Source organism: Pantoea sp. CTOTU46764, assembly GCF_031974595.1.
Taxonomy (GTDB): Bacteria; Pseudomonadota; Gammaproteobacteria; order Enterobacterales; family Enterobacteriaceae; genus Pantoea; species Pantoea trifolii.
Genome location: NZ_DALYOQ010000033.1, coordinates 31,948 through 43,853, shown reverse-complemented (window position 1 = coordinate 43,853; position 11,906 = coordinate 31,948). Strand labels below are relative to the sequence as shown.

The 11,906-nt window shown below is 55.0% G+C and carries 12 protein-coding genes; 7 read left to right on the top strand and 5 right to left on the bottom strand.

Going from position 1 to position 11,906, the window contains the following annotated elements; translation table 11 throughout:
- Positions 1-609: amino acid--tRNA ligase-related protein (locus RTM06_RS12815; RefSeq protein ID WP_312182633.1), on the bottom strand; the 609-nt coding region annotated here is incomplete at its 3' end.
- 232 nt (positions 610-841) lie between these two features.
- Here RTM06_RS12815 and RTM06_RS12810 point away from each other — a divergent pair.
- The 3 genes from RTM06_RS12810 to cmoB all read left to right on the top strand — a co-directional run bounded on the left by RTM06_RS12810 (position 842) and on the right by cmoB (position 3,435).
- Positions 842-1,663, top strand: a complete 822-nt coding sequence (locus RTM06_RS12810; RefSeq protein ID WP_312182631.1) for a DUF72 domain-containing protein — start codon at positions 842-844, stop codon at positions 1,661-1,663.
- A 78-nt stretch (positions 1,664-1,741) separates the two neighbouring features.
- Positions 1,742-2,470 (top strand): carboxy-S-adenosyl-L-methionine synthase CmoA, encoded by a 729-nt coding sequence (gene cmoA / locus RTM06_RS12805; RefSeq protein ID WP_097097065.1) that lies wholly within the window; start codon positions 1,742-1,744, stop codon positions 2,468-2,470.
- Positions 2,467-3,435 carry a tRNA 5-methoxyuridine(34)/uridine 5-oxyacetic acid(34) synthase CmoB gene (gene cmoB, locus RTM06_RS12800; RefSeq protein WP_008110498.1) on the top strand — a complete coding sequence of 323 codons (969 nt, stop codon included), beginning with the start codon at positions 2,467-2,469 and terminating at the stop codon, positions 3,433-3,435. The genes cmoA and cmoB overlap by 4 nt, the downstream gene beginning before the upstream one ends.
- Positions 3,436-3,438: 3 nt before the next feature.
- On the opposite strand, the gene RTM06_RS12795 is transcribed toward cmoB, so the two are convergent.
- The 3 genes from RTM06_RS12795 to cutC all read right to left on the bottom strand — a co-directional run bounded on the left by RTM06_RS12795 (position 3,439) and on the right by cutC (position 6,004).
- A complete protein-coding gene (locus RTM06_RS12795; protein ID WP_312182625.1) occupies positions 3,439-4,059 on the bottom strand; it encodes a LysE family translocator in 621 nt (206 codons plus the stop codon).
- A gap of 165 nt (positions 4,060-4,224) precedes the next feature.
- Positions 4,225-5,082, bottom strand: a complete 858-nt coding sequence (locus tag RTM06_RS12790; RefSeq protein ID WP_312182623.1) for a hypothetical protein — start codon at positions 5,080-5,082, stop codon at positions 4,225-4,227.
- A gap of 169 nt (positions 5,083-5,251) precedes the next feature.
- Positions 5,252-6,004, bottom strand: a complete 753-nt coding sequence (gene cutC, locus RTM06_RS12785) for a copper homeostasis protein CutC (protein ID WP_008110505.1) — start codon at positions 6,002-6,004, stop codon at positions 5,252-5,254.
- 85 nt (positions 6,005-6,089) lie between these two features.
- On the opposite strand from cutC, the gene RTM06_RS12780 reads away from it, so the two are divergent.
- Entirely contained in the window at positions 6,090-7,229 is a 1,140-nt protein-coding gene (locus RTM06_RS12780) for a PatB family C-S lyase (protein ID WP_312182621.1), read from the top strand.
- Here the strand turns inward: RTM06_RS12780 and RTM06_RS12775 are convergent.
- On the bottom strand, positions 7,226-7,786 hold the full coding sequence (locus RTM06_RS12775; RefSeq protein ID WP_312182619.1) for a VOC family protein: 561 nt from the start codon (positions 7,784-7,786) through the stop codon (positions 7,226-7,228). The genes RTM06_RS12780 and RTM06_RS12775 overlap by 4 nt on opposite strands.
- 311 nt (positions 7,787-8,097) lie before the next feature.
- On the opposite strand from RTM06_RS12775, the gene RTM06_RS12770 reads away from it, so the two are divergent.
- The 3 genes from RTM06_RS12770 (at position 8,098) to RTM06_RS12760 (ending at position 11,895) form a co-directional block, all read left to right on the top strand.
- A complete protein-coding gene (locus RTM06_RS12770; protein ID WP_007889544.1) occupies positions 8,098-8,220 on the top strand; it encodes a hypothetical protein in 123 nt (40 codons plus the stop codon).
- A 170-nt stretch (positions 8,221-8,390) separates the two neighbouring features.
- The gene (gene argS / locus RTM06_RS12765) at positions 8,391-10,121 is read left to right on the top strand and encodes an arginine--tRNA ligase (protein WP_256696633.1); all 1,731 of its coding nucleotides are present in this window, start codon (positions 8,391-8,393) and stop codon (positions 10,119-10,121) included.
- A 394-nt stretch (positions 10,122-10,515) separates the two neighbouring features.
- The gene (locus tag RTM06_RS12760) at positions 10,516-11,895 is read left to right on the top strand and encodes an aromatic acid/H+ symport family MFS transporter (protein ID WP_312182616.1); all 1,380 of its coding nucleotides are present in this window, start codon (positions 10,516-10,518) and stop codon (positions 11,893-11,895) included.
- Positions 11,896-11,906: the final 11 nt, after the last annotated feature.

Genomic DNA, 11,906 nt, shown 5'->3' with positions numbered 1-11,906 from the left:
CATCATCAGCAGCTGTTTGAACAGCTGTGGAGACTGCGGCAGCGCGTAGAATTTACCTTTATGCACGCGGCTCGGTACCAGATAGTCACGCGCGCCTTCTGGCGTGGCTTTGGTCAGCATTGGCGTTTCGATGTCGAGGAAGCCCTGGTCGTCCATAAAGCGACGTACGAAGCTGGTAATTTTAGCGCGGGTTTTCAAACGCTGCGCCATTTCCGGACGACGCAGGTCCAGATAGCGATAGGTCAGGCGCGCTTCTTCGCTGTTTACCTGGTTAGAGTCCAGCGGCAGCGGTTCAGCGCGGTTGATGATGTTCAGCTCATGGGCAAACACTTCGACTTCGCCGGTTGCCATGTCGCTGTTTTTGTTCTTTTCGTCACGAGCACGCACGGTACCGGTGATCTGGATACAGAATTCGTTACGCAGCTCAGATGCCAGCTGGAAAGCGTCCTGACGATCGGCATCGAAGAACACCTGTGCGATACCTTCACGGTCACGCATATCGATAAAAATCAGGCTACCCAGATCGCGACGGCGATTTACCCAGCCGCAGAGAGTGACTTGCTGACCCACGTGAGACAGATTGAGCTGTCCGCAATATTCTGTACGCATAACGTATCCTTTTAACTTCGCCGCTGCTGCCAGACAACATCAGGCCGCGTAACCTTCTGAGATGCTGTCGCAAAAAAGGCGGCTATTATAATGGAAAAACCCAGGCAGGATAAGTGGAGCCCGATCAAAGCGGACAAAACATTATGCTTTATCGCGCTGTTTTTCCTGCCGACATCAAAACAGGGTACATTAAGCCGCCCTTTCCCGCCCCTAAAGGATTCAGGAGTTCGCGTTGACACTTCGCATAGGATTACCGCAATGGCAGCACGCGCAATGGAAACAGTTTGGCATTGAGACCTTAGCCGACTACGCGCAGCTGTTTGGTTGTGTGGAAGGCAATACCACGTTGTATGCGCTGCCGAAGCCGGAAGTGGTGATGCGCTGGCGTGATATGACGCACGACGATTTTCGTTTCTGCTTTAAGTTTCCCGATAGCATCAGCCATAAAGCGGCGCTGCGCGATTGCGATGAGTTGCTGACGGAGTTTTTCCGCCTGCTCGATCCGCTGAGCACACGCATTGGTCAATATTGGCTGCAGCTACCCGCCGCGTTTTCACCGGCACAGCTGGTTGATTTATGGTCCTTTCTCGACAGTTTGCCACGCAATTTCCGCTATGGCGTTGAGGTGCGGCATCAGGCGTTTTTTGCCAAAGGTGAAGCCGAACGCGCGCTGAATCGCGGTTTACTGGATCGCGGCGTTAATCGGGTGATTTTAGATAGCCGTCCGGTGCATGCTTCAAGCTCACAAACCGCCGCCGCCGTGGATGCGCGATCGAAAAAGCCGCGCGTGCCGCCGCATGCGGTGCGCACCGGTTCGCAACCGATGGTGCGTTTCATTGGCAGCGATAGCGTGGCGGAGAGCGTGCCGCTGTTTCAGCCGTGGCACAGCAAGCTGCAAGCGTGGCAGCTGGATAGCGATCCTATGCTGTTTATTCACACGCCGGATATGGGCGAGGTGTTTCCGCTGATTCAGGCGTTGTGGCCACAGTTGCAGCAGCTGGAGCCATCGTTACGCGATCTGCCCGACTGGCCGCAGCAATCGAGCCTGTTTTAGACGCAACGCAAAGGGTGCAGCCTGGCCGCGTTTCTGCCAAAATAGCGCCCTTTCCGTTTTCTCTCCGGACCTTTCATTATGTCTGATCGCGATACGCTATTTTCCGCGCCCATCGATAAGCTGGGCGACTGGACCTTTGACGAGCGCGTAGCTGAAGTTTTTCCCGATATGATTCAGCGCTCGGTGCCGGGTTATTCCAACATCATTTCGATGATTGGCATGCTGGCAGAACGCTTCGTTCAGCCGAACAGCCAGGTTTACGATCTTGGCTGTTCGCTGGGTGCCGCCACATTGTCGGTGCGCCGCAATATTCATGTGCCTGGCTGCCAGATTATTGCCGTCGATAATTCGCCAGCGATGGTGGAGCGTTGCCGTCGCCACATCGATGCTTTCCGCGCGGATACGCCGGTACAGGTGATCGAAGCGGATATTCAGGATATCCACATTGAGAACGCCTCGTTGGTGGTGCTGAACTTTACCCTGCAATTCCTTGAGCCGCCGGCCCGCCTCGAGCTGCTGAAGAAGATCGTTAACGGATTGAATCCGGGCGGCGCGCTGGTGTTGTCGGAGAAATTCAGTTTTGAAGATGCCGATGTCGGCGAGTTGCTGTTTAACATGCATCACGATTTCAAACGCGCTAACGGTTACAGCGAGCTGGAGATCAGCCAGAAACGCAGCATGCTGGAGAACGTGATGCTGACCGATAGCGTCGAAGCGCATAAGGCGCGCCTGAAAACCGCCGGTTTCAAACATGCGGAGTTGTGGTTCCAGTGCTTTAATTTTGGTTCGTTGGTGGCGTTGAAATGATTGAGTTTGGCCGTTTTTATCAGCAGATTGCCACCGGCCCGCTGGCCAGTTGGCTGGAAGTGTTACCGGCGCAAGTTGCCGCATGGCAGCGTGAGAATTTGCACGGTAAGTTTCGCGACTGGGAGAAGTCCGTTGATTATCTGCCGCTGCTGACGCCGCAGAAGCTGGATTTGTTGCACAGCGTGAGTGCGGATGTTGAGGATCTGACCGATCGTCAGCGTCTGGGCATTGAGAATCTGCTGCGCAATTTGATGCCGTGGCGCAAAGGTCCCTATTCGCTGTACGGCACCGAGATCGATACCGAATGGCGTTCCGACTGGAAATGGGATCGCGTGTTGCCGCACATTTCACCGTTGCAGCACCGCACGGTGCTGGATGTCGGCTGCGGCAGCGGTTATCACATGTGGCGCATGATTGGCGCGGGCGCGAAGCTGGTGGTCGGCATCGATCCGATGCAGCTGTTTTTGTGCCAGTTTGAAGCGGTGCGTAAGCTGTTGGGCGACGATCGTCGGGCGCATTTGCTGCCGCTGGGCATTGAGCAACTGCCGGCGTTACAAGCGTTTGATACCGTGTTTTCAATGGGCGTGCTTTATCACCGCCGTTCGCCGCTCGATCATCTGATGCAGTTGAAAAATCAGTTAGTCAGCGACGGTGAGTTGGTGCTGGAGACGCTGGTGATTGAAGGCGATGAGAACGCGGTGTTGGTGCCGGGTGAGCGTTATGCGCAGATGCGTAATGTGTACTTTATCCCTTCAGCGGCGGCGCTGAAGAGCTGGCTGGAGAAGTGCGGATTTGTCGATGTGCGCATCGCAGATTACGCGGTGACGTCCGTGGAAGAGCAGCGTCGCACCAGCTGGATGACCAGCGAGTCGCTGGCCGAGTTCCTTGATCCGAATGACAGCAGTAAGACCGTTGAAGGTTATCCCGCCCCGCTGCGTGCTGTGTTAGTGGCGCGCAAGCCGTAATATTTAACGCCGCGATAGCGCCAGCTTCGCGGCAAAGCCAATAAAGACGCAGCCCGTCAGGCGATCCATCACTTTCAGCACCGCCGGACGGCGTAAATGTGTCGCAAAGTATTGGCTGCTTCCAATCAACACCGCATTCCACACCAAACCAATCACCATGTGTGTGAGCGCCATCAGCGTGCACCACAGCGGCACCGATGCGCCCGCCGGAATGAACTGCGGCAGGAAGGTGACGTAGAAGACGCCGACTTTAGGATTTAACAAGTTGCCAAATAGCCCGCGTGTGAAGCAGGCAACATAGCTTTGCTCTTTATTCTGCGCATGCTGACCTGTTTCCGCTTGAGTACGCGGGTTGATGAGTAATTTGACGCCGAGATAGAGCAGATAGGCCGCACCGATCCATTTCAGCATGTTATACGCCATTTCCGAAGCCAGCAGCAACGCGCCCAATCCCAGCCCCACCGCAACTCCCCACACCAGGCAACCCAGCGTGACGCCAAACGCCGTTGCCGATGCACGTTTCCAGCCTTGCGCGGCGGCGGAACGCAGCACTAGTGCAGTATCGAAACCGGGCGTGAGCGTGAGAATGGTGATGGCGAAGAGGAAAGATAGAATAAGTGTCATGCGATGATCTCTATTGCTCCGGTGCGTTTCAGGCTGAAAACAAGGGCCGCTGCGTAAAGGCGTCGTGGACACATCCCTGTGGACTCTGCCGCCGCATCCATGCGGCGGAAGCTTTACTTCGCGGCCCTTGTTTCCAGCCTTTATGTGGGTTTTGTGCGCTTTGCTTTAATCTTGTGCGGCTGTTTCGCTGGGTGCGTTCCAGTATTGGTATTTATAAGCGGAGCTGAGATTGCGTTCAATGGTGCCTTTGGCGAATACTTCGGTTTCATGCAGATAACTGAGCGTGCAGTTGCCCACTTCATCCCACAGTTGACACTCATCCACCGAGCGTAGCGTGCTGACTGGCGTGGTCGAGGTGCCGTTCAGGCGCAGTTCCCGCCACTGGTTATCGTAGCTGTAAGTATCTTTGCTACGCGCGCTGCTGGATGAAGTCACCAATCCTTGTGGATTCCAGCGCCAGCTGCTTTCGCCGTTGGTCATGCTGTCGCTGCCGCGCGCCACGCTTTTTTCTACTCTGAACTGTTTGTCATAGCGGTAAGTGGTATCGGTAAAGCCATCTTTGCCCATGCTGGTGAATTTATCGGATGAGCTGACGATGTTGCCGTGCTGGCCGATTTGCCAGCTGATGGTGCCCTGACGGTTATCAACCACTTCCTCCTGCCCCGCTTTGATCACTTTGACCATGTAGGCATATTCCGCCACCCAGCCGCGCTGTACGCGGGCGATATGCTGTTCCATCGTCAGCAATACGTTGCCTTCATTTTTGTCGTAGGAGATATCGGCCACCATTAAATCGCCGCACTGATCAAACTGGCCGAGTACGCGCTTTTGCGAGTCCACGTCTTTGCCAAATTCGCCCGCCACCACCTGACGCACCGCGCCTTTGGCATCGCCACCCAGCATGATCCAGTTGTTGCTGCTGGTGATGTTTTTGCTCATCGGTGGACACGCCGTGCTGACCGCCAGCGCGACACCGCAGTAAGGGAGAAGCAGCAAAAAAACGGTATAAGGGATGGATTTCATGAAGGTTATCCGTACGAGACCATAGAGTAATCAAAGCATCATTTACACGATCACGCTATCTCTGCAGGAATGGCAGATAAAAAGAACCCCAGTTAGAAGAACTGGGGTTGGTACTTGCAAACATCACGTCATTTGAGCTGGCGTGCTGCGCGGCAAAATCGGGGCGAATTCAGGCTACCCGGACGGCGCTCATCTGCGTCATGCTTTTCATGGCTTCAACCACATCACCATCAACGCAATAGCGACTGAATTCATCGGTTTCCGCTTCGGAGCACATTGAAACACCGGCTTTACGGTAGCGCATCGGCGAAGCGACTAAACGGCTGGCGGAGCTGTGAACTTCCTGCAATCCACTGTCGATGAACTTCTGGATGTTGCTCAAACGGACGCCCGCACCGGCCATAATAATCGGACCTGTGCTGTGTTCATTTAGTTCCCGTAATAATGCAATTCCTGCTTCGGCGCTCTGTTGCTGGCCAGACGTCAGGATACGCGCGATGCCTAAATCAGCCAGCACCTCAAGTGAGCGTTTTGGACTGTGGCATAAATCAAAGGCGCGATGGAAAGTGACGTCCATGCCGTCACACAGCGTCATAATTTGCTGCATACGAGCAATATCGACATGCGCATCTTCATCCAGCATGCCAATCACTAAGCCGGGGAAACCGAGTTCACGCATGAGCGCTACGTCCGATTTCATCGACTCAAACTCATAGTTGGTGTAGCAAAAATCGCCGCCACGCGGACGGACGATAGGATGTACCGGGATCGAAATTTCACGTCGTGCCGCTTCCAGCACGCCGGCTGAAGGCGTCAACCCACCTTCGCGCGGTGCGCTGCACAGCTCCACGCGATCGGCACCGGACAGCTGCGCAGTCATTGCGCAGTCGATGCCGTAGCAACAAATTTCCAGTTTCGTCATACCATGCTCCTTCTCATGACTTCTGGCTCGGGATGAATGCTTCAGTTAGTCTACTTAATTGGACAGTTTACGTGGAACTCGCACTATGGCATTCGATTTTAATCAATGGATAGACCGTCGTCACAGCGATAGTTTGAAATGGCACAAATATGGTGATCGCGATGTGCTTCCGCTCTGGGTCGCGGACAGCGATTTCCGTTCGCCGCCGAGTGTGATTGAGGCCATTAAACAGCGTGCTGAGCACGGCGTTTTTGGCTATGGCGCAACGCCAACCGGATTGATTGATATCACCCTTTCCCGTTTAGCGCAGCGCTACAACTGGCAGATTGAGCCGGACTGGATTGTGTTGTTGCCTGGCGTGGTGTGCGGTTTGAATCTTTCGGTCCGCGCATTCACGGAATCGGGCGAATCCACGGTTTCCCCAACGCCGATTTATCCGCCGTTTCGCGGTGCAGCAAGACTGGCCGATCGCGCGCAGGTGCATTTACCGCTGCGTTTACAACACGATCGCTGGGTGATGGATCACGATGCCAGCGCCATGCAGGGCAATGAGCGCCTGCTGATGCTGTGTAATCCGCAGAATCCAGGCGGCACGGTTTATCGTCGTGACGAGCTGGAAGCCCAGCTGGCGTTTGCGCAGCAGCATGATTTGATCGTCTGCTCGGATGAAATCCATTGCGATCTGTTGCTGTCACCTGGCGCGCAACACATTCCGTTTGCGTCATTAAGTGAAGATGCCGCACAACGCAGCATCACGCTGATCTCGCCGTCGAAAACCTTCAATATTGCCGGATTAGGCGCGTCGATGGCGGTCATTCCGAATCCCGAGTTGCGCGCGCGCTTCAAACGCGTGCGTGAAGGCATTGTGCCTGGCGTGGATATTCTGGCGCTGGTGGCGGCCGAAGCGGCGTGGCGCGATGGCGATGAGTGGCTGGCAGCGCAGCTGGATTATCTGCGTGCCAATCGCGACTGGCTGGTGGCGCAGGTGAATGCGTTGCCAGAACTGCAGATGGCCGCGCCGGAAGCGACTTATCTCGGTTGGATCGATGCCAGCAAACTGGATGTCGCCAGCCCAATGGACTACTTCGAACAGCACGGCCTCGGTTTTTCACCGGGTCACGATTTTGGCGACAATAATTTCGTGCGCTTCAACTTTGGCTGTACGCGCGCCACGCTGGAACAGGCGGTGGCGCGTTTGCAGCAGGCAGTAGCAGCGCGCCGTTAAGCCTGTTCGCTGGCGACAATCTCTTCCAGTCGCCACGGATGAAACTTGATGGTGGTTTGCCCGTCCGTTACCGCCAGCGTCGGATTGGGCAAACGCTCATTCTTACCTTTAGGCGCGCTGGTTTTGAACGAGATGCCCGGCTGCGTCAGCGCATCATCCGAGAGCAGCGCCATCGCGCGCACACCCAGCGTTTCCGGTTCACCGCGCAGCACAATCTCCACGTGTTCCCAGCCTTCATGGCGATAAAGCTTCTCGCCTGGCCACGGCAATTCAATCACATCGATTTCCCAGCCCGCGAGGTTCAATGGCTGATGCAGTTTGAACAGGCAGATCGGGCGACCATTGATCATGGCCTCAGAAAACTGCGTGCCGATTTGCAGCAGTCCGGTTTTCCAGCGTTCTGCCGTCGCAAACTGGTGGCAGCGTACCGCAACGTGATCGGCTTCATGTTCAGCCAGGTTAATGCCTAAACGTTCAGCAAATCCCTTCAAAGAGTGCTCAAAACGAGCCAGGTCTTGTTTTAAATCATCCAATTCCATAGGAAAGTTGGTCCGCATCACGTTTTACCTCTAATTCAGTTCAGGTTTACTAATCAATATGAAATTTGCTAGCCGTTGATTCCGCTTGACAAAATTGTCGGATTCATCCGATTTAGGCGTCAAAAAGGCTGAAAACCGCATAAATAGACCATTCATTTCGGATTTATCGTCAAAACAGGTCCAGCAGTTACTTTATGAAAGTGGCTTAACCTTCTGTTATTATTCAGGATAGTTAATACAATGAGATAACTCTTATTTAAGTTGCAAACAATTGCAGCCTGATACCCTTTCTTATAAATTTGTGTTTCACAACTACAAGGAACGGCCTTATGTCTATGCTCATTGTTGTCGCGGTCCTGATTGCATTAATGGGATTTGCAATTTCCCGCCATTGGAAGGTGCGTGAAGACAAAAGCGTTAAAAATCCTCGTCGTCACCCACGGCGCCGTTAATCGGCGCTGAGGGCCCGATGTTACGTCTCACTGAATACCGAATAGCTGACTCACTTTAACATTTCACGTATACTTCCCCTCTTATTTTTCCGTCCCGCCGCGCAGTTGCGGGATGACGACATCGGCTCGCCGCCTACAGGCGGGCCTTTTCAGCATATGAAGGTAACGCGGTGAATATTCAGGCTCTTCTTTCCGACAAAGTCAGTCAGGCAATGATTGCGGCGGGTGCGCCTGCCGATTGCGAACCTCAGGTTCGTCAGTCTGCGAAGGTACAGTTCGGTGATTACCAGGCAAACGGTATGATGGCCGTGGCGAAAAAGCTCGGTCAGGCACCGCGACAACTGGCTGAGCAGGTAATTCAGCATCTGGATCTTAACGGCATCGCCAGCAAAGTCGAAATCGCCGGTCCCGGCTTTATCAATATCTTCCTCGATCGTGCATGGCTGGCGGCGCAAACCGCACAGGCGCTGCAGCTGCCGCGCCTCGGTGTGAGCAGTGTCGCGCCGCAAACTATCGTGGTGGATTACTCCGCGCCCAACGTGGCGAAGCAGATGCATGTCGGTCACGTTCGCTCCACCATCATTGGTGATGCCGCGGTGCGTACGCTGGAGTTCCTCGGCCACAAAGTCATCCGCGCCAACCACGTCGGCGACTGGGGCACGCAGTTCGGTATGCTGATTGCCTATCTGGAAAAGCAGCAGAACGAACACCACGAAGAGATTGCGCTGGCTGACCTGGAAGCCTTCTACCGCGAAGCCAAAGTGACCTACGATGCTGACGAAGCTTTCGCTGAACGCGCACGTAACTACGTGGTGAAACTGCAAGGTGGCGATGAATATTGCCGCAGCATGTGGAAGAAGCTGGTCGATATCACCATGAGCCAGAACCAGCTGGTGTATGACCGCCTGAACGTGACGCTGACGCGCAACGATGTGATGGGTGAAAGCCTGTACAACGACATGCTGCCAGGCATCGTCGCCGATCTGCGTGAAAAAGGGTTGGCGGTGACCAGTGAAGGCGCCACGGTAGTTTTCCTTGATGAGTTCAAAAACAAGGAAGGCGAACCGATGGGCGTGATCATTCAGAAGAAAGATGGCGGCTATCTCTACACCACCACTGACATCGCCTGCGCCAAATACCGTTTCGAAACCCTGCATGCCGATCGTGTGCTCTATTACATCGATTCCCGTCAGCATCAGCATCTGCAGCAGGCGTGGACCATCGTGCGTAAAGCCGGTTACGTGCCGGAATCGGTACCGCTTGAGCATCACGCGTTCGGCATGATGCTGGGCAAAGATGGTCGTCCATTCAAAACCCGCAGCGGCGGCACGATTCGCCTCGCCGATTTGCTGGATGAAGCCGTCGAACGCGCGCATGCGTTGGTCAGCGAGAAGAATCCAGAGATGTCAGCGCAAGAGCTGAAAGATCTGTCGGAAGTGGTGGGTATCGGCGCAGTAAAATACGCTGACCTGTCAAAAAGCCGCACCACCGATTACATCTTCGACTGGGACAACATGCTGGCATTCGAAGGTAACACCGCGCCTTACATGCAATACGCCTACACGCGCGTGCTGTCGGTGTTCCGCAAAGCCGGTATTGATGCCGATAGCCTGAGCGGTGACATCGTGCTGACCGAAGAGCGTGAAGCGCAGCTGGCTACGCGTCTGCTGCAGTTCGAAGAAGTGATTACGCAGGTCGCGCGCGACGGTACGCCACACGTGATGTGTGCTTACCTGTACGATCTGGCCGGCCAGTTCTCTGGCTTCTACGAACACTGCCCGATTCTCTCCGCCGAGGACGAGAACATCCGTCAGAGCCGTCTGCAGCTGGCCGCGTTAACCGCGAAAACGCTGAAGCAAGGTCTGGACACGCTGGGCATCAAAACCGTCGAGCGCATGTAATATCAACAGCGGAGAGCGCCGCAAACGGCTCTCCGCTGCTTTCCATCTTCCTTCCTGTTAAACATCCCCCTTAATCTGCTCTGAACTTGGCTTTTCTCCTGCTCAATACCTGGCATTTCTCTCGCTTCACACGCTTTCTCAATTTTCCGACACAGCTCACCAAATAAACAAAACTCATACCTTCATAACCATTTTATGGCAGACAAAGTCGCACGCCATCCCTAATTTGGTAATGGAAGCAAGAATGCAAAAACATGCAACAAGCTGTTTTAAAAGCTAAAAACTATAAAACTTATCCCTGCAGTCGGGTTAAAGTGATGCCCCCGGCCCATGTCAGGGCGGAATAAAATCTCAACCCGATAACGTCATTAATAAAAAAATCAGAGCGTATCCTATGAGCAATCACGACATTATCGATGTAAAAGGCTGGATCGACGCCCGCCCGATCACCGGATACCAGTGGCTGACCCTCAGCCTGTGTTTCATCATCATCATGTTTGATGGCTACGACGCGGCAGCGATGGGTTTCATTGCGCCCGCGCTAATTGAAGACTGGGGCATCAGCCACGCGGAAATGGGGCCGATTCTCGGCGCTGCGATGTTCGGCGTGGCGATTGGCGCGCTGATCGCCGGTCCGTGGTCCGACAAATTCGGCCGCAAGCGCGTGCTGCTGTTGTCGATCGCCGTCTTCGCCTGCTTCAGCCTGATGAGCGCCTTCGCCCGTACGCCGCTGGAAATGGGCGCGTTACGTTTTCTCACCGGCCTTGGTCTCGGCGCGGTGATGCCCAACTGCGTCACGCTGGTGTCGGAATACATGCCGGAACGCCGCCGCAGCCTGATGATCACCGTGATGTACAGCGGGTTTAATATCGGTTCCGGATTGGGCGGATTCATCGCCGCCGGCATGCTGCCGCACTTTGGCTGGCAAGCGGTGCTGGGTTTGGGTGGCCTGTTGCCGTTGCTGATGTTGCCACTGCTGCTGTGGCTGCTGCCGGAATCGGCGATGTACATGGTGGTGCGCAAAGTCAGTCGCGACAAGATTGCTGCGGTGCTCAAACGTCTCGGTGGCGAGTTCTCCGCCGGTACCGCCTTTGTGCTCAATGCGCCGATTATCCCGAAAAAAGCCCAGGTGCTGCAGCTGTTCAGCCGCGGCTATGCGGGCGGCACGCTGGTGTTGTGGCTCACCTACTTCATGGGTCTGTTCGTCATCTACCTGCTGAACGGTTGGCTGCCAACCATCCTGCGTTCTGGCGGCGTAACGCTGGAGCGCGCGGCGATTGTCGCGGGCTTGTTCCAGCTCGGTGGCACCTTTGGCGGCCTGATGGTCGGCGGATTGATGGACCGTTTCAAAGCGAAATACGTTATCGCCCTGTTCTATCTGCTGGGCAGCTTCTGCCTGGTGTCGCAGGGCATCTGGAGCTTTGGCCCGAATGTGCTGGCGCTGCTGGTGTTCCTCGCTGGCGTCTGTATCAACGGGGCGCAAACCGGATTGCAGGCATTTTCTCCGGCCTTTTATCCCACTGAAATGCGTGCCACCGGCGTGTGCTGGATGCACGGCATTGGTCGCAGCGGCGCCATTATCAGCTCTTCACTGGGCGGCGTGCTGCTCGGCGTGTTCCCTGGGCAAACAGCCATTTTTATCGTTTTGTCGCTCCCGGCAGTTTTAGCGGCACTTTCCATCACCCGACATCACCCTGCACAGGTGGCCCGTCAGGTTAAAGGCATCGACCTTAATGACCTGCCGTCCCTGTCGCGTACCCTCAATAATCGATGAAGTAGAGGTCA

What these genes read in the sequence shown, in the direction of transcription:
- RTM06_RS12775 (WP_312182619.1), bottom strand. Translation starts at nt 7,786, where the DNA reads ATGCGGACCAACTTTCCTATGGAATTGGATGATTTAAAACAAGACCTG.
- RTM06_RS12795 (WP_312182625.1), bottom strand. Translation starts at nt 4,059, where the DNA reads ATGACACTTATTCTATCTTTCCTCTTCGCCATCACCATTCTCACGCTC.
- cutC (WP_008110505.1), bottom strand. Translation starts at nt 6,004, where the DNA reads ATGACGAAACTGGAAATTTGTTGCTACGGCATCGACTGCGCAATGACT.
- RTM06_RS12790 (WP_312182623.1), bottom strand. Translation starts at nt 5,082, where the DNA reads ATGAAATCCATCCCTTATACCGTTTTTTTGCTGCTTCTCCCTTACTGC.
- cmoB (WP_008110498.1), top strand. Translation starts at nt 2,467, where the DNA reads ATGATTGAGTTTGGCCGTTTTTATCAGCAGATTGCCACCGGCCCGCTG.
- RTM06_RS12780 (WP_312182621.1), top strand. Translation starts at nt 6,090, where the DNA reads ATGGCATTCGATTTTAATCAATGGATAGACCGTCGTCACAGCGATAGT.
- cmoA (WP_097097065.1), top strand. Translation starts at nt 1,742, where the DNA reads ATGTCTGATCGCGATACGCTATTTTCCGCGCCCATCGATAAGCTGGGC.
- RTM06_RS12760 (WP_312182616.1), top strand. Translation starts at nt 10,516, where the DNA reads ATGAGCAATCACGACATTATCGATGTAAAAGGCTGGATCGACGCCCGC.
- RTM06_RS12770 (WP_007889544.1), top strand. Translation starts at nt 8,098, where the DNA reads ATGTCTATGCTCATTGTTGTCGCGGTCCTGATTGCATTAATGGGATTT.